The sequence below is a fragment of the Lutimonas saemankumensis genome, assembly GCF_020171465.1.
Taxonomy (GTDB): Bacteria; Bacteroidota; Bacteroidia; order Flavobacteriales; family Flavobacteriaceae; genus Lutimonas; species Lutimonas saemankumensis.
In genome coordinates, this window is the sequence record NZ_JAIUZR010000001.1 from 162286 (window position 1) to 179635 (window position 17350).

The 17350-nt window shown below is 36.9% G+C and carries 20 protein-coding genes; 5 read left to right on the forward strand and 15 right to left on the reverse strand.

Going from position 1 to position 17350, the window contains the following annotated elements:
• The 4 genes from mreD to purH all read right to left on the reverse strand — a co-directional run bounded on the left by mreD (window position 1) and on the right by purH (window position 4081).
• A complete protein-coding gene (gene mreD, locus LCM02_RS00670) occupies window positions 1-507 on the reverse strand; it encodes a rod shape-determining protein MreD (RefSeq protein ID WP_224926382.1) in 507 nt (168 codons plus the stop codon).
• On the reverse strand, window positions 500-1330 hold the full coding sequence (gene mreC, locus LCM02_RS00675; protein WP_224926383.1) for a rod shape-determining protein MreC: 831 nt from the start codon (window positions 1328-1330) through the stop codon (window positions 500-502). The genes mreD and mreC overlap by 8 nt, the downstream gene beginning before the upstream one ends.
• An 18-nt stretch (window positions 1331-1348) precedes the next feature.
• Entirely contained in the window at window positions 1349-2377 is a 1029-nt protein-coding gene (locus tag LCM02_RS00680) for a rod shape-determining protein (protein ID WP_224926384.1), read from the reverse strand.
• 171 nt (window positions 2378-2548) lie between these two features.
• Window positions 2549-4081, reverse strand: a complete 1533-nt coding sequence (gene purH / locus LCM02_RS00685; protein WP_224926385.1) for a bifunctional phosphoribosylaminoimidazolecarboxamide formyltransferase/IMP cyclohydrolase — start codon at window positions 4079-4081, stop codon at window positions 2549-2551.
• 193 nt (window positions 4082-4274) lie between these two features.
• Between purH and LCM02_RS00690 the strand changes: the two genes are divergently transcribed.
• Window positions 4275-5480, forward strand: coding sequence for an MFS transporter (locus LCM02_RS00690; RefSeq protein WP_224926386.1), 1206 nt, complete (start codon window positions 4275-4277; stop codon window positions 5478-5480).
• On the opposite strand, the gene LCM02_RS00695 is transcribed toward LCM02_RS00690, so the two are convergent.
• Window positions 5461-5934, reverse strand: coding sequence for a GAF domain-containing protein (locus tag LCM02_RS00695; protein ID WP_224926387.1), 474 nt, complete (start codon window positions 5932-5934; stop codon window positions 5461-5463). The two genes, LCM02_RS00690 and LCM02_RS00695, sit on opposite strands and share 20 nt — an antisense overlap.
• Window positions 5935-5980: 46 nt before the next feature.
• Here LCM02_RS00695 and xrtF point away from each other — a divergent pair, with 46 nt between their 5' ends.
• The 3 genes from xrtF to LCM02_RS00710 all read left to right on the forward strand — a co-directional run bounded on the left by xrtF (window position 5981) and on the right by LCM02_RS00710 (window position 7536).
• A complete protein-coding gene (gene xrtF / locus LCM02_RS00700) occupies window positions 5981-6526 on the forward strand; it encodes an exosortase family protein XrtF (RefSeq protein WP_224926388.1) in 546 nt (181 codons plus the stop codon).
• Window positions 6523-6963 (forward strand): exosortase F system-associated membrane protein, encoded by a 441-nt coding sequence (locus LCM02_RS00705; RefSeq protein WP_224926389.1) that lies wholly within the window; start codon window positions 6523-6525, stop codon window positions 6961-6963. The genes xrtF and LCM02_RS00705 overlap by 4 nt, the downstream gene beginning before the upstream one ends.
• 246 nt (window positions 6964-7209) lie before the next feature.
• Window positions 7210-7536, forward strand: coding sequence for a heavy metal-binding domain-containing protein (locus tag LCM02_RS00710; RefSeq protein WP_224926390.1), 327 nt, complete (start codon window positions 7210-7212; stop codon window positions 7534-7536).
• Between the two features lie 35 nt (window positions 7537-7571).
• Here the strand turns inward: LCM02_RS00710 and LCM02_RS00715 are convergent, their stop codons facing one another.
• From LCM02_RS00715 to rlmD, 8 genes are all read right to left on the reverse strand, one after another.
• Window positions 7572-9176 (reverse strand): CTP synthase, encoded by a 1605-nt coding sequence (locus LCM02_RS00715; RefSeq protein ID WP_224926391.1) that lies wholly within the window; start codon window positions 9174-9176, stop codon window positions 7572-7574.
• Between the two features lie 126 nt (window positions 9177-9302).
• Complete coding sequence (locus tag LCM02_RS00720) at window positions 9303-9482, reverse strand: hypothetical protein (protein WP_224926392.1); 180 nt, start codon at window positions 9480-9482, stop codon at window positions 9303-9305.
• Between the two features lie 89 nt (window positions 9483-9571).
• Complete coding sequence (locus tag LCM02_RS00725) at window positions 9572-10444, reverse strand: nucleoside phosphorylase (protein ID WP_224926393.1); 873 nt, start codon at window positions 10442-10444, stop codon at window positions 9572-9574.
• 42 nt (window positions 10445-10486) lie between these two features.
• Complete coding sequence (locus LCM02_RS00730; protein ID WP_224926394.1) at window positions 10487-10843, reverse strand: translation initiation factor; 357 nt, start codon at window positions 10841-10843, stop codon at window positions 10487-10489.
• Between the two features lie 156 nt (window positions 10844-10999).
• On the reverse strand, window positions 11000-11170 hold the full coding sequence (locus LCM02_RS00735; RefSeq protein ID WP_224926395.1) for a hypothetical protein: 171 nt from the start codon (window positions 11168-11170) through the stop codon (window positions 11000-11002).
• 4 nt (window positions 11171-11174) lie between these two features.
• A complete protein-coding gene (locus tag LCM02_RS00740; protein ID WP_224926396.1) occupies window positions 11175-11858 on the reverse strand; it encodes a DUF6048 family protein in 684 nt (227 codons plus the stop codon).
• A complete protein-coding gene (locus LCM02_RS00745) occupies window positions 11839-12339 on the reverse strand; it encodes a DUF6452 family protein (RefSeq protein WP_224926397.1) in 501 nt (166 codons plus the stop codon). The genes LCM02_RS00740 and LCM02_RS00745 overlap by 20 nt, the downstream gene beginning before the upstream one ends.
• Window positions 12336-13754: a 23S rRNA (uracil(1939)-C(5))-methyltransferase RlmD gene (rlmD, locus tag LCM02_RS00750; protein WP_224926398.1), complete on the reverse strand. Its 1419-nt coding sequence runs from the start codon at window positions 13752-13754 to the stop codon at window positions 12336-12338. The genes LCM02_RS00745 and rlmD overlap by 4 nt, the downstream gene beginning before the upstream one ends.
• Window positions 13755-13844: 90 nt before the next feature.
• On the opposite strand from rlmD, the gene dinB reads away from it, so the two are divergent.
• Window positions 13845-14933, forward strand: coding sequence for a DNA polymerase IV (gene dinB / locus LCM02_RS00755; protein ID WP_224926399.1), 1089 nt, complete (start codon window positions 13845-13847; stop codon window positions 14931-14933).
• A gap of 58 nt (window positions 14934-14991) precedes the next feature.
• On the opposite strand, the gene pckA is transcribed toward dinB, so the two are convergent.
• Both pckA and LCM02_RS00765 read right to left on the reverse strand, forming a co-directional pair.
• Complete coding sequence (gene pckA, locus LCM02_RS00760) at window positions 14992-16617, reverse strand: phosphoenolpyruvate carboxykinase (ATP) (protein ID WP_224926400.1); 1626 nt, start codon at window positions 16615-16617, stop codon at window positions 14992-14994.
• A 291-nt stretch (window positions 16618-16908) separates the two neighbouring features.
• The gene (locus tag LCM02_RS00765) at window positions 16909-17301 is read right to left on the reverse strand and encodes a DUF423 domain-containing protein (protein ID WP_224926401.1); all 393 of its coding nucleotides are present in this window, start codon (window positions 17299-17301) and stop codon (window positions 16909-16911) included.
• Window positions 17302-17350 lie beyond the last annotated feature (49 nt).

Below are 17350 nucleotides of genomic sequence, written 5' to 3' on the forward strand. Positions count from 1 at the left end.
CTATCTTTTTCTCATTACAAAAGTAAAACTTATCATGGTCAAAATTATTGTAAAAATACTTGTTAGGAGGGTGTTTACAAAAATGATCCCAAATTTGCTCCACTTAAAATACTCCAGCCCAAATACAACAAAGTGATGCACAAATGTCAGAATCATCACGTATAGAAACATTTTAGGGAAGGGGAGCTTAAAAATGGAGAGTGTTCCATAATCCAGGTCTCTTTTACCAAGAACGCTCTGGAGAACAGGAATTCTAATGAATGCAATAAAAAGGGTTGCCGCTGCATTGATCCCTCCTGAATCTGAAAAAACATCTATGAACAGCCCCAGAAAGAAACTAAGTATTAAAACAGAGGCATCATCCTTTCTGATTGGATATAAAAAGATAAAAAATATGTAAAAATAAGGATTGATATAACCCAGAAAATTAATGTTATTCATGACAATGATCTGTAAAAGTATCAGACCGATAAAGAGCAGGGCGTTATTTATATTCTCTCTATTCATTAGCAGATTTCTCTTCCAGCGTTTTTATCTCAATTTTATCAAAATTTTTAATAACCTGAACAAAACCAATGGAACTCATATCGTTAAAGAGTTGAACGTTGATAAATTCATAGTTGTTGTTGACAGTTTTAAATTCTTTGATCGTCCCAATGGGAATCCCCTCCGGAAATATGGTCGACTTTCCTCCTGTGACCACTGTATCTCCTTTATAAATAGCTGCCTGGATGGGGAGGTCCAGCAACTGAACCACATTGTAATCATTGTTGTCCCAGCTTAAACTACCGTAATGATCACTGTTCAAAAGTTTGGCATTGATCCTGGAATTAACATTTAAAATTGAAAGGACCGTGGCGTAATTGCCCGAAATACTTTTTGTAATTCCAATGATTCCTTTACTGTTAATTACTCCAAGATCAGAATTAATTCCCTGGTTTGATCCTTTATCTATGGTCAGGTAGTTGTTGTTTTTCCTAAAATTGTTGTTTATGACCTTGGCACCCGTATAACTGTATTTTCTCTTGAATTTAAGTGAATCAATTGAGGTCAGGTCATGTTGAATGATTTCCTTTTCCTGAAGATTCAACAGGTTTTTTAAATAAACATTCTCTTCATTGAGTCTTTCATTTTCCTTTTTAAGTAACAAAAACTCCTTGAAATTATTTATTCGGTTATAAATTCCACCTGACAGAAAGTTCGCCGAATTGACAAATTTACTTTTGTGGTAGGAATGAGTCTGAATGGTAAAAGTGATCGCTAAAATCTCAAGCAACAAAAAAAGTATAAATAATTTATTCTTGTAAAGGAATGAAATAATTTGTTGCATAATATTTTACAGCTTCTTCTACTTCATTAAAACACTTTTGTATTTCTCAATATCCTTTAACGCTATTCCGGTACCTCTTACAACCGCTCTTAAAGGATCCTCAGCCACGTAAACAGGAAGATCGGTCTTACGCGATAACCTTCTGTCCAGCCCTCTCAGCATCGACCCGCCTCCGGCAAGATAAATACCTGTATTATAGATGTCAGCCGCTAATTCAGGAGGGGTTTGTGACAGGGTTTCCATCACGGCATCTTCAATTCGCAAAATTGATTTTTCAAGTGCTTTTGCTATTTCACGGTAAGATAACTCGATTTGTTTTGGCTTGCCGCTCAACAGGTCACGGCCCTGAATGGAAATGTCGTCAGGCGGAGTATCTAATTCCTCTGTTGCCGCTCCAATTTGAATTTTAATTTTTTCTGCCGTGGTCTCTCCAATATACAGATTGTGCTGTGTTCTGAGATACATGGCTATATCACTTGTAAACACATCTCCGGCAACTTTTACAGATTTGTCACAAACGATACCACTCAGCGCAATAACAGCAATTTCAGTAGTTCCGCCTCCTATATCTATAATCATATTTCCTTTTGGCATCATGATATCAATACCAATACCAATTGCCGCAGCCATGGGTTCGTAAATGAGGTAAATATCCTTGGCATTCATTTGTTCTGCTGAATCTCTTACTGCCCTTTTTTCAACTTCGGTTATTCCTGAAGGAATGCAGATAACCATCCTAAGGGAAGGCCTGAAAAAACGTTTTTTTATCGTGGGAATATTTTTGATGAACTCCCGGATCATTTGTTCGGAAGCTTCAAAATCAGCTATAACTCCGTCCTTCAGAGGTCGGATAGTTTTAATATTTTCATGAGTTTTCCCCTGCATTAAATTAGCTCTCTTTCCGATCGCGATAATCTTATTGCTCGTTCTGTCCATAGCGACTATCGAAGGACTGTCTACAACAACTTTTCCTTTGTGTATGATTAAAGTATTTGCCGTGCCCAGATCAATGGCAATGTCTTCCGTCATAAAGTCAAAAAAACCCATAAAATGTTACTGTGTTAACTTGTTTGTATTGTGAATGTCACAAATGTAATAAATTTAGCGAATTGAAAAAGCTAAAGCCTAAAATAGTTAGAACTATTTTAAGGCTTTTTTTCAACCGTTAAAAATCAAAAAACAAAGGTGAATTTTGAAGGTTCTGATGCTTAATTCACCCTAGTGTTTAAAATGCCTGGTGCCCGTGGTAACCATGGACATATTGTTTTCGTTACAGTAATCAATGGAAAGCTGATCCTTAATAGACCCTCCTGGTTGAATCACAGCTTTGATTCCTGCTTTATCAGCTATTTCAACACAGTCTGGGAATGGAAAGAACGCATCACTGGCCATAACAGATCCATGCAGATCAAAATTAAAATGATTTGCTTTGGCAATGGCCTGATTTAAGGCATCAACCCTTGAAGTCTGACCTGTCCCGCTCGCATAAAGCTGCTTATTCTTGACCAGAACTATTGTATTGGATTTTGTGTGTTTACAGATTTTTGATGCAAACAGCAAATCACTTGTTTCTGACTCCGATGGTTTTGAGAGGGTTACATTGGTTAGATCGGCCACCATATCCGTCTTGTTGTCTTTTTCCTGAGAAAGCACTCCATTAAGGGCAGTTCGGTAATTCATTGAAGGGAGCTCAAGTTCCTTTTGCTTCAAAAGAATCCTGTTCTTTTTGCCCTTCAAAATTGCTAAGGCTTCATCTTCAAAAGATGGAGCTATAACAACCTCGCAAAATAACTTGTGAATTTCTTCGGCAGTAGCTGCATTTATTTTTGTATTTGAGATCAAAATTCCACCAAATGCGGAAACAGGGTCCCCTGCCAAGGCATCTTTATAGGCTTCTTCAATAGATTCTCTTTGCGCCAGTCCACAGGCATTATTGTGCTTTAAAATAGCGAAGGTCGGGGATTCTCCCTGAAACTCATTCATGAGGTTCACAGCAGCATCAACATCCAGCAAATTATTGTAAGACAGTTCTTTACCATGCAACTTGTCAAAAAGGCTTTCAAGGTCTCCAAAGAAATACCCTTTTTGATGCGGATTTTCCCCATACCTCAAAGCAGTTGAAAGGTTAAAGCTTTCACGAAATTCAATTTCACCACCTTCTGAATTGAGGTATTTGAAAATTGCTGTATCATAGTGGCTGGAAACAGCAAATGCTTTTGAAGCAAATTTCTTGCGATCGTTCAGGCTAATTCTTCCCTGGTCCTGTGAGATCAGGGCAAGGAATTCATCATACTGATTCATATTGGAAACGCAGATAACATCTTTAAAATTTTTGGCAGCTGCCCGTATCAAAGAAATTCCACCTATGTCAATTTTTTCTATTATATCCTGTTCGGAGGCCCCGCTGGAAACGGTTTTTTCAAAAGGATAAAGATCAACAATCACAATGTCAATTTCCGGAATATCATAAGACTCAAGTTGTGAAAGATCTCCTTCGTTTTCTCTTCTGCCTAAAATTCCACCAAAAACTTTTGGATGCAATGTTTTTACTCTCCCACCTAAAATTGAAGGATAACTGGTAAGATCTTCAACGGCTATCACTTCAACTCCCAGGTCCTTAATGAATTTTTCAGTACCACCTGTCGAATAGATAGTAACTCCCAAAGAATTCAATTGTTTTACTATAGGTTCCAGTCCGTCTTTGTGGAAAACAGAAATTAGTGCCGATTTTACTTTTTTTATGTCGCTCATGATTGTTGCTGAAAATTTTTCGCAAAAGTAATAAATAGTTATTGATCAGCAACGAATCTTAGTTGGATAATTAGAATATTCAAAATGAGTATAAGTCAAATGAACATTAAAAGTATATCTTTGGAATCATTTAACTGAAAACCTGATAGTTTTATCTCCTAAATCCTATGAGCTTTCCAAATTGATTAAAATAGTGGCAAGAGACGTAACACTTGGGTTAAGATCGAACTGGAGACAATTCTTTTTACTTGTCGTTGTGACTGCTTTCGTGGGAGGAATGGTAGGACTGGAGCGGACTATTTTACCGCAAATAGCGGAAGAAAAGTTTAATTTACAGGTCAATACAGCCATACTTTCGTTCATCGTTATATTTGGTATTTCAAAAGCGATAACCAATTATTTTACCGGAGCAATGGCCAACAAAATTGGCCGAAGAAATCTATTGATACTTGGGTGGCTCATCGCTCTTCCAATTCCCTTTATTTTAATATATGCTTCGAACTGGACTTTTGTCGTCTTTGCAAATTTATTACTTGGGATTAACCAGGGTCTTACCTGGTCAAGTGCTGTAGTGATGAAAATTGATCTGGTAGGTCAAAATAACAGGGGCCTCGCCATGGGGCTAAATGAAGCAGCAGGATACATTTCTGTTGGAATAGTTGCTTTTTTAACCGGATGGATTGCCTCTAATTACGGGTTGATTCCTTATCCTTTTTATTTGGGAATCATTTTATCTGTTCTTGGGCTGTCTTTTTCACTTTTTTTTATAAAGGATACCAAACATCATGTGCTGAAGGAATCTGTTGACAGTTCAAAGCTCTTACTCAGAAACATATTTTGGGAAACCACCTGGACCGACAAAAACTTAGGGTCCATATCACAGGCAGGTTTGGTAAATAACCTGAATGACGGAATGGTCTGGGGTATTTTTCCAATTCTTCTCGCCTCTCTCGATTTTGATTTGGAGCAAATCGGGATCATTGTATCTGTTTATCCTGCCGTTTGGGGAATGGGACAGTTAGTTACCGGAAAACTTGCTGACATTCTTCCCAAAAGGGAAATGATGTTTTGGGGAATGTTAATACAGGGAATATCACTTCTTTTTATGCTGTTTTCGACTGAATTCTATCAGTTTATCCTTTTGTCTTCAGTTTTGGGGGTAGGAACTGCCTTGGTCTATCCAACTTTTTTAGTAGGAATCGCAGTTTATACAAATCCTGTTCAAAGAGCCGAGAGTATTGGAGTTTTTCGACTCTGGAGAGATCTGGGTTATGCTATTGGAGCGATTTTAACAGGGGTAATTGCGGATGCATTCGGAATCAGTTATTCGATATTTTTTATCGCTTTCTTGACCGTAGTTTCATCTATGATCATACGTTTTAGGATGGATCCGGGTTGATCATATGATCAAGGTCCAGCCTGGCAACTTCGTTACAGACATATTCAAGTATTCGTTCATCCTCTTCCGAAAAGGGGGATAAATCGTGCGAATCTATATCGATTTGACCAATATTCCTGCCCTCCTGAAAAATGGGAACAACAATTTCGGATTTAACTTCGATTCCACATGAAATATAATTCTCCTGTTCCTGTACATCCTGAACCACAAAATTTTTATTGCTCAAGGCTACCTGGCCACAGATTCCTTTACCGAACGGGATATGGGTGTGCTCCGTGGGTTTTCCTGCAAATTCTGAAAGTTTTAACTCCTCTTTTGAACCGTTAATAAAATAGAAGCCTACCCAATGGAAGTGATCAAAACTCTTTTGTAACAGTAGGCAGATCTCTTTGAGTTTTTCTTCTACAGCCAAGTTATTTCCGATTATTTCCGTTATTTTTTCCCGTAAAGTCATTTTTATAAATCTTTCTTCTAAATTTGGGGTTAAAATTATTTAATCTTTGAATAAGAATAAAGCCATAATTGTTTTTTTAGTAAAATTTTTTACCACGTATTTTATCCTTTTCGGAGTTTATTCTTTATACCTCAACCAAACTCAGCAAAAAAGTAACGGATTTGTATGCTCCCCCATTACGGGAAAAGTTGCGAAACATGTTCTTAAAGTATCAGAAATGCTGGGTTACAATGCAGAAATAGAGCAAAACACCAGGGAGCTTTCGATTAAGTTTATTTTGGATGGAGTTTATGTTTCACGAATTGTGGAAGGATGCACCTCCATTAGCGTTATTATACTTTTTTTGTCATTTATTATTGCTTTTTCAGGTAGTTTAAGAAACACCTTATGGTTTGGAATTTTTGGAAGTATTCTTATTTATATCGTCAATGTTTTGAGAATCATCGCCTTAAGTGTTTTGTATCACAAATTTCCTGAATATCAACGGGTTTTACATGACTTACTGTTCCCGGCTATCATCTATGGTTTGACCTTTATATTATGGATAACATGGGTCAAGTTTTATTCAAATCTAAATAAACCGATTAAATGAATAAAATAGTTAAAATAGCCTTTATCATTCTGTTGTTTTTAGCACTTGTTCTGGTACGGGCATTTGAAAATGTATTGTTTTACGACCCTTTTATTGCTTATTTCAAAGATGGTTATCTCTCGGACCCGATTCCTGTTTTTAGTGGATCAAAATTATTACTGTCATTGTGTTTTCGTTACGGTCTGAATATGCTTATTTCTCTTGTGATCATCTATGTTGCGTTTCAAAACAAAGGATTCTTAATTTTCTCATTAAAATTCTATCTCATTGCCTTTTTTGTTTTGACCATCACTTTTCTGATTATTTTAAAAGGTGAACTCGCTCATGGTTATTTATTTGCATTTTATGTCAGAAGATTCTTAATCCACCCCTTATTCGTCTTACTGCTATTGCCTGCATTTTATTATAAGCAGTTAACAGTAAAAGAGATTATTTAACAAATATTTAAATTTAGGGAGTCAAATTATGCCTTACATTTGGTCTTGGTTAATAAGATCAGTTATGTTACAAATTTTAGATAAGGTAGTCGCTTTTATTATTGCAATCGCAATTCTTATTTCTTCAGTATTAGTATGATTGTTTTATGTAAGAATTTCTTTTTCTAAGCATCAGGAAGCATTCAGTGGCTTTTTCAATTGTTTATTTTTATAAATTTGCTGCTAACAAAAAATTCTTTGATTATTATGAATATAACAGGAAAGTTAGGATTTGCCATAATGGTCCTTGGTATAAGTTTGATTTCATGCGCTGACACGAAAAAGAAGGATCACCCCAAAGGTTCAGAAGTTTCTGAAGAGAAAATTGAACACAAAGAGGATGCTGAGGTTAAGGATCATGGGTATGAAACGGCTATGGCCACATATCAGTGCCCTATGAAATGTGAGGGAGATAAATCTTATAAAGAAGAAGGGCCCTGTCCTGTATGCAAGATGGATTTGAAAATAATTGAAGCGGAACACGCAGAAGACGAGGAGGAAGAATCTGAAACCAAGGAAGAAAGTTCTGAATAATATTTTAATAAAAGACAGCTTGGCGGCTGTCTTTTTTAGTTATTAGAACAGGCTTTGACAAAGGCTACAAACAAAGGATGGGGATTTAAAACTGTACTCTTGTATTCAGGATGATACTGAACCCCAATAAACCACTTGTGTTCAGGAATTTCCACTACTTCTACTAAACCTGTTTTCGGATTCAATCCTGTTGGAATGAGTCCAGCGGCAGTCAGTTTTTCCAGATAATCGTTATTGTATTCATACCTGTGTCTGTGTCTTTCGCTGATTAATTCCTTTTGATAGATTTTATAAGTTTTTGAATCTTTTTTCAACTTGCAATCCCAAGCCCCCAAACGCATGGTTCCACCTTTTTCTGTAACCATCTTTTGGTCTTCCATGATGTCTATGACAGGATGGGGAGTGCTCAGGCTCATCTCAGTAGAATTTGCATTTTTCAGCTTGAGTACATTTCGTGCGTATTCGATAACGGCCATCTGCATTCCCAAACAAATACCCAGAAATGGAATATTATTTTCCCTTACGTATTGAACAGCGGCTATTTTTCCTTCAATTCCCCGGTCTCCAAAACCGGGAGCAACCACCAATCCCTGAAGACCCTTTAATTTCTCTGATGCATTTTTTGAAGTAATGTTTTCAGAGTGAATCGGTACGATATTTACCTTTAATTTGTTGTTGGCTCCCGCATGATCCAGTGCCTCTAAAATGGATTTATAGGCATCCTGTAATTCAATATATTTTCCAACTAGGCCTATATTGACAGTTCCTTCAGGATATTTATAGTTCTTTAGGAATTCATTCCATCGCGTCAAAACAGGTTTTTTGGAGGCCTCCATATCCAGTTTTTTCAACACAACTTCATGCAGCCCCTCACTTAGCATTAAATTTGGAACGTCATAAATAGTATCCGCGTCAATCGATTCAATAATCGCCTCTTCATCCACATTGCAGAATAATGCTAACTTCCTTTTTATATCCTTACTTATATGATGCTCTGTTCTGCAAACCAAGACATCGGGACTCACACCGCTTTGCATCAGCTCTTTTACCGAATGCTGTGTGGGTTTCGTTTTTAATTCCTTAGCGGCCGCTAAATAAGGGATCAGTGTAAGGTGAATTACAATAGCGTTGTGTTTACCCAGATCCCATTTAAGTTGTCTTACCGCTTCAACATAAGGTAGTGACTCAATATCACCAACTGTACCACCTATTTCAGTAATCACGATATCATACTCCCCTGTTTGCCCCAGGATCTTAACTCTTCGCTTTATTTCATTGGTAATATGAGGAATGATTTGAACCGTTTTACCCAGATAGTCACCTTTTCTTTCCTTATTAATAACCGTTTGATATATCCTTCCTGTAGTAACATTATTTGCCTGGGAAGTAGGTATGTTTAGAAATCTTTCATAATGCCCCAGATCAAGATCAGTTTCAGCTCCATCATTCGTCACAAAACACTCACCATGCTCATAGGGATTTAAAGTTCCCGGATCTACATTGATGTAGGGGTCCAGTTTTTGGATCGTTACTGAAAATCCGCTTGATTGTAATAGTTTTGCTAAAGAGGCAGCGATTATTCCTTTACCGAGTGAAGAACTAACTCCTCCAGTAACAAAAATATACTTGGTATTTGGCATGGTGTTTAGGTTTGTGCAAAATTACAAAGTCTACCAATTTTGACAAGAGTTTTCGTTTTTATTTTTAGGACAAAAAAAAACCATCAAGAGAATTGATGGATTTTTTTAAATAGTATTTAATTCAAACTAGTTGATGATTTCATCATTTGTTTTGAATTTTTTGGACAGAACCATTTCCTGGTTCTCAAATTTCATATTTTTAATTATGTACTTGTCTGATTCTACACAGCTTGCACTTGATCCTCCGCACGATACTAAACTCGCCGAAGCGAAAACAAAAATTAATAAATAGGCTAACTTTTTCATAGGGTTTAATTTTAAGTTAATAATCATCAAGGGAGATCAATATTTTAAACGTAGAAAAAGGTTGATTATTATATGAGCCCGTAAAAAAATTATTCTGACAATTTTTGTAACGAATATTTGATCATTTTTTCAATGGCCTTGTAGGGATCTTTGCTAAAGGTTAGATTGGCCCTGTTTGCGATGATGGCATTCATGGATACCGCTTTATGGCCCAGTAATTTCGATAGTCCGTAAATGACGGAAGTCTCCATTTCTAAGTTGGTTACCCGGAGATCTTTATGTTTAAAGGACTGAATTTTTTCATTCAAATATTTGTCTTGAACCTCAAGCCTTAAAACTCTTCCCTGGGGCCCGTAAAAACCGCCTGCTGTAGCTGTTATTCCTGCAAATATTTCTTCTGAATTCAGGGTTTTTTCCAATATTTCACTATTTTTTATGATATAGGGACGGGATTTTAATTCCGAATAAGAGGTATGTTCAATAAAAGCATTTTCCAGCTCCGTCTCAAATAGATTGTTTGTCTTATACGAATGCATTACTCCATCAAATCCGAGTCCGTATTTGCCCAAAACAATTGAATCTACTGGGATATCATCCTGAAACGACCCTGAAGTGCCCATTCTAACAATATTCAGGCTGGTTAATCTGGATTTGACTGTTCGGCTCTCCAGATCAATATTAACAAGGGCATCGATTTCATTAAGGACAATATCTATATTATCCGGTCCGATCCCGGTAGAGATAACTGTGAACCTTTTATTGTTCAAGGATCCAACCACGGATTTAAACTCTCTTTTTTGTGTTGTGAATTCAATATGGTCAAAATGCTTGCTGACTTTTTCCACCCGATTCTGATCTCCTACAAAAATAATGTTGGGAGCTATATGTTCGGGTTTTAAATTAATGTGATAGATACTGCCATCCGGGTTTAGGATAAGTTCAGAAGGGCCAATGATTCGCATGAAAATGTGATGTTAATAAGTTATAGTCTAATACATTTAAATTCAGCCTCCTACGCGTTTCACCTTATAGCCTTCTTTTTTCAGAATAGCCATAATTTTATCACGATGATTTCCCTGTATTATAATTTCTCCATCCTTAACACTGCCTCCTACGCTGCATTTGGTTTTTAGCAGTTTGGCAAGCCCTTTCAACTCAGTTTCTGAACCTATGAAACCTGTAATTATGGTTACCGTTTTACCACCCCTGCCTTTATTCGAAAAATGAGCTTCCAGATTTTGATCTTCAGGTAGAATATTTTCTTCGGTTTCTTCAATATATTCTGAAAAATCCTCTTCCTGGTTGGTTGAAAAAACAAATCCTCCAAGATCTGATAAGTCGTTAAATTTCTTTTTAGCCATTGTAGTTTCTGAAGTATTTAATAATTCCAAATATAAATAAAAATAGTCCTACAAAAAACAGTCCCAAAAAGCAAAAGAAACAGTCATCCTTTGATTTTAAAGCCAGAACCGTAACCATAATGGCTGCTAAAATGATTGAAACAGGGTTTGAGTAATTCATTTTTTTCGCAATTTACTCCATGCAAAAAGTAACAGAGCCAATGACTCCAATGTAAGGCCCAGTCCAATAAAAATCATCGATTGAGACCAGTCAAAAAAACTTCCAACAGCCCCGACAACAATCAGGACCAACCCAAAAGAAAACAAGGAGAGCAATTGATTTTTCATCGATCTATTTTCTGTAAAACGGGATCAAATAAGAAATTGTATAGTTAAAACTAAATCCGTTGTTATTAACAAAAACCCTTTCAAAACCAGGAATGTAAAGATTCTTGAAATTTTCAGGCTGCTTGGAGGATAACAAAGTGTTTCCTCTGAATGAAACGCCAAGAAATACATTGTGGAGTACCTCTACCTTCAATCCCAGAACCAGTTCCGCCCAATGTCCCGATAAACCGTCATAACTCATTCCTGGATCCGTGCGTTCAGGTAAAAACGGATCCGCGTTTATAGTATAGTCGTTAACTGTCTGGCTGAAGGTGCTGAAACCATATCTCAACCCCACAACGATCATGTTTTCCATTCCCAGCCAGTTTTTATAGGCATTGTAATCGACTCCTAATTTGATATACTGGCCCTTTGTTGAAAAATCAAAGAAGTCTTCCTGTCTTGTATGGTCTCGGTATCCAAGTTCTGTTGCCACATAGAATCTTTTATGAACCCTGTAGTCTCCAACGATTTCGAAACCTTTTTGGTCTTCACTGAACATGGAGTATATGGGCCTTACGATATCGATTCCCACTCTTAACCCATACCTGTCTTTATATGTTGCCGTATCCTGTTCCTGCTTTCCAAGCTGGCCAGTCATCATCTGAAAATTAAAAAGAATTATTATGCTAATGGTAAATCTTAACATGAGCCGTTTTTTCATCGATTATTTCAAAAGGTTCTTTCTTAATTTCAATTCCTTTGATCCAATTGTCCTGATCATCCACTAAAGCTGCCTGGGCTTCCTTGTAAAGGGTCTTGTAGCCACAGGCTCTCGAGATAAAGATGTCTTCCTGCGAGTAATTGACGGATAATGTATCCAGATTATCCTCATCCTCTGTATCTCCCGACAGGTTTAATATAATCTTCGTGCTGTTTTCCGTAACCTTTAGAGGAACGGCAATAGAATCTGTAAAAACCGTAATCGATTCATCTTCATAATCTCCTTCAACCCCCTCAATACGGACAACTAAGCCCTGAACTCTTTTCAATTCATCTGTATTGTTTTCATTGTAAAATCGAAGAATCAGTTTAGGGGTAATTTCTTCGAGACAAATCTCATCTCTTTCGCAACCAAAATTGATCAGTATAAGCAAAAGCACAAAAAAAACTTTTAATCTAAATCTCATAGTTTGCCTTTCTTCTTTAAGAGTACAACGTTTTCTACGTGATGAGTCTGTGGAAACATATCTACTGCCTGTGACTTTTCAATGGTATAGTGATCTTTCATAAGTGCCAGATCCCTTGCCTGGGTTGCAGAATTGCAGCTAATATAAACAACTTTTTCCGGCAATATCGATAAAATTTGTTTTACGACTTTTTGATGCATGCCATCTCTGGGCGGGTCTGTGATTATAAGATCAGGATGGCCATTTTCTTTTATGAAATCTTCTGTAAACACTTTTGCCATGTCTCCCTCATAGAACACAGTATTGTCAATTCCATTCATTTTGGCATTCTCCCTGGCATCTTCAATAGCCTGGGGAACCGCTTCAACCCCAATTACTTTTTTTGCCTTTGACGCAACAAACTGGGCAATTGTACCTGTGCCCGTATACAGGTCATAAATAACCTCATCGTTCTTTATGTCCGCAAAATCCCTAGCAATCTTATACAGTTCATAGGCCTGTGCAGAATTAGTCTGATAGAAGGATTTAGCTCCGATTTTAAATTTGAGCCCTTCCATTTCTTCAAAAATGTGATCTCTCCCTTTGTAAAGGATAATATCCTGATCGTAAATGGAATCGTTTCCTTTTTCATTAATTATGTACTGAAGCGAGGTGATATCCTTGAATTTATCCGCAATATGGTTTAACAGCAGTTCTCTCTTCTCAACATCCTCTTTAAAAAACTGTATGACCAGCATAATTTCTCCTGTAGAACTGATACGAATCATAAGGGTTCTCAAAAGTCCTGTCCTGTTTCTGGGATTAAAAAATTCAATATGGTTGTCGACTGCAAATTCCTTAATCGAGTTTCTGATGAGATTAGAAGGATCTTCCTGTAAATGACATTTTTTGATGTCGAGTATTTTATCCCACATTCCCGGAATGTGAAAGCCCAGGGCGTTTTTATCGGTAAATTCCTCCTCGCTGTTTAATTCTTCCTCAGTAAGCCATCTCGAATCGGAAAACGAAAATTCCATTTTGTTTCGATAAAAGTAGGTTTTTTGACATCCGGCGATAGGTGTGATTTCAGGTAATTCCAAATGTCCGATTCGAATGAGGTTATTTGTCACTTCCTTCTGTTTATAAGCAAGCTGATGTTCATAATTCATATGTTGCCATTTACATCCCCCGCAAACGCCGAAATGCTCACATTCGGGAGTTACCCTTTTATCAGATAATTGGTGAAATTTTATAGCTTTTCCTTCGTAATAAGACTTGCGTTTTCGACCCGTTTTTATATCCACAATATCACCAGGTACTGCATTGCTGACAAATACAACCCTGCCATCGGGTGACTTGGCAACACTCTTCCCTTTGGCGGCGGTGTCGATAATCTCAACATTTTCAAACAAATGAAATTTCTTTTTTCTTGACATGTGGCAAAAGTAAATCATTTTTGCCATTTATCGACCTTGATCAGAACTTGTTTCTGGGTTTGTTATACTCGATTTTTGTAGTTTTATCATATGGAAACCGAGCCCATCAGAAAGATCATACATATTGATATGGATGCCTTCTTTGCATCTGTAGAACAGCTTGATGATCCATCCTTAAAAGGAAAGCCGGTGGCCGTGGGAGGAGGAAGTCAAAGAGGTGTCGTGGCAGCAGCAAGTTACGAGGCGAGAAGGTTCGGAGTGCGATCAGCAATGAGCGGGGTCCAGGCAAGAAAGAAATGTCCAAACCTGATCTTTGTGAAACCCAGATTCGGGAGATACAAGGAATTATCGAAAAAAATAAGAGATATATTTTTTGAATATTCTGACCTGGTAGAACCCTTGTCACTTGATGAAGCATTTCTCGATGTAACCGAAAACAAAAAGGGAAACCCGTCTGCAACCTTGATTGCAAGAGAGATAAGAGACAGAATATACGACGAAACAGGTTTAAGTGCATCAGCCGGTATCTCAAATAGTAAATTCATTGCAAAGATTGCTTCAGACATGAATAAACCAAACGGGCAAAAAACGATTCCTCCGGAAGAAGTAATTGAATTTCTGGAAATTCTGCCGATAGAAAAGTTTTTCGGTATTGGCAAAGTAACAGCGGCTAAAATGTATCAATTGGGAATATTTACGGGAAAGGAGTTGAAAGCCAAATCTCTTGATTTTTTAATTGAACATTTTAAAAATTCGGGAGAACATTATTACAAGGTCGTACGAGGATTGTATCACAGTAAAGTAAAACCGAATCGGACTCAAAAATCGGTTGCAGCCGAACATACATTTGTAAAAAACCTGACCTCTGAAATTTTTATGATGGAAAGGCTGGAAGAAATCTCTAAGGAACTTGAAAAGAGGTTATCAAAATCGAAACTCGCTGGAAAAACAATAACTTTAAAAATAAAATACAGCGATTTTTCTGTTCAGACAAGAGGCAAAACTTTACCGTATTTTATTAAAGAAAGTGGGGTACTATTAGAAACCGTCAGGGAGTTGCTTTATCAAGAAAAAGTCAAGGATTCGGTTAGGCTACTCGGTATTTCCGTTTCAAATTTGAATAACAGGAAAAAGGAGGATGAAAAAATAATGAATGTTCAGTTGAAACTTGAATTTTGACGCAAAAAAAGTGTGCATCAACTAAGTTGATGCACACTTTTAATTGAAAAGCAAATGTTTAGTCTAACTGTGGACCAGCGGCAACCAATCTTTTTCCTTCTTCATTATCTGTATACTTCTCGAAGTTTTTCGCGAACAGACCAGCTAATTTTTTAGCTCTTTTGTCCCATTCTGCTGGATCTTCGTAAGTGTCTCTAGGATCTAATATTTCATCATGTACATCTTCTAAAGAAGTAGGAACTTCTAAATTAAATACAGGAATGATTTTAGTTTCAGCTTTATCAACCGAACCGTCTAAGATTCTATCGATAATTCCTCTTGTGTCCTGGATAGAAATTCGTTTTCCAGTTCCATTCCAACCTGTGTTTACAAGATAAGCTTCCGCTCCGTGCTCTTCCATTTTCTTAACGAGTTCTTCACCGTATTTTGTTGGGTGTAAAGTCAAGAAGGCTTCACCGAAACAAGCTGAGAATGTTGGAGTAGGTTCATTAACTCCTCTTTCTGTACCGGCTAGTTTAGCTGTAAATCCTGATAGGAAATGGTATTTAGTTTGTTCTGGAGTCAACTTGGATACCGGAGGCATTACACCGAAAGCATCCGCAGTTAAGAATATAACTTTATTAGCATGACCTGCTTTAGAAACCGGTTTTACAATGTTATCAATATGGTAAATAGGGTATGTAACTCTTGTGTTCTGAGTCACTGATCCATCAGTGAAATCAATTTTTCCGTTTTCATCAACTGTTACATTCTCAAGTAATGCATCTCTTTTGATGGCGTTGTAAATATCCGGTTCAGCCTCCTGACAAAGGTCAATCGTTTTTGCGTAACAACCACCTTCAAAGTTAAAGACACCTTCATCATCCCATCCGTGCTCATCATCACCAATTAATGCTCTGTTTGGATCTGTGGAAAGCGTAGTTTTACCTGTTCCGGATAATCCGAAGAAAATAGCTGTTTTACCATCTTTACCAACGTTCGCTGAACAGTGCATTGAAGAAATTCCTCGTTGGGGTAAGAAATAGTTCATCATGGCGAACATTCCTTTTTTCATTTCACCTCCATACCAGGTTCCACCGATGATTTGCATTTGCTCTGTTAAGTTAAACATCGTAAATACTTCAGAATTTAAACCATGTTTTTTCCAATTATCATTCTGAGTTTCAGAACCATTCATCACTACGAAATCCGGTTCTCCAAAAGTTTCTAATTCTTCAGAAGTAGGTCTGATGAACATATTTGTAACAAAATGCGCCTGCCATGGAACTTCCACAATAAATCTAATTTTTAACCTTGTGTCTTCGTTGGCACCACAAAAAGCATCAACCACATATAATTTTTTACCTGATAATTCATCAAGAACTAATTGCTTCAATTCATCCCAAACCTCTTGAGTTGTTGGTTTGTTGTCATTTGGGGCTTTATCAGAGGTCCACCATAAAGTATCTTTAGTTACATCATCTTTTACAATAAACTTATCTTTAGGTGAACGACCCGTAAATTTACCTGTCATTACATTTAAGGCACCTAATTCGGTTTTGTAAGCTTTTTCATATCCTTCTAAATTCGGATCCAATTCATACTCGTATAATTCATCGTATGACGGGTTGTAAATGATTTCTTTTGGATTTTTAATTCCTATTTCTTCTAAAGACGTAATTACTGATTTTGTTAGAACTTCCATAAGTCAAAATTTAAGTGTTAATTGTTTCTGATTTCTAGAGCAAATTTACGCACAATCATAACCTCGTTTTTATGACTTTTATCAGTATACATCTGTATATTTACGATAACGTTTTCGCCAGACGGGATTAAAATTGGCTTTTTAAAGGTAATAAGAATATTTTTGGGGACAACGCAGGATATCAACGAGTTGTAAACAAAATACGGTTAATCAGAATCCATCTAACTTGTTAAAATCTTTGAAAATCCATAAGGAAAAAAGAGAATCGAATGAAGATAAGGGGTGAAATTGCTAATTCGATATATTTTCAGTATTTCTTTTAAAAAAACCGACTGCAGTTATCAACCAGCCCAGAATGAACAACAATCCTCCCAGGGGGGTTATGAACCATATTTGTTTTGCTGCGATAAAACTTGTTGAAATGGCAAACAAGGACCCGGAAAAGAACAGGATTCCAATAAGAAAAAGAATGGATACACTATGTTTTGTCCTCATATTCAGAAAGGAACTGTTATTTACTAGCAGAATACCTAAAACATGGTACATCATGTAACGAACTCCTGTTTCAAAATTCAAAAGTTCCTGTGGATCTAGTTTGTCTTTTAAAGAATGAGCACCAAAGGCACCAAGGGCAATTGTAAACAGGCCTAATAAGGCTGCAATACCTGAAATTCTGGAGATCATATCATTAAGTTTAATGAGCTGCTAAGATACAGATATATAGAATCCATCA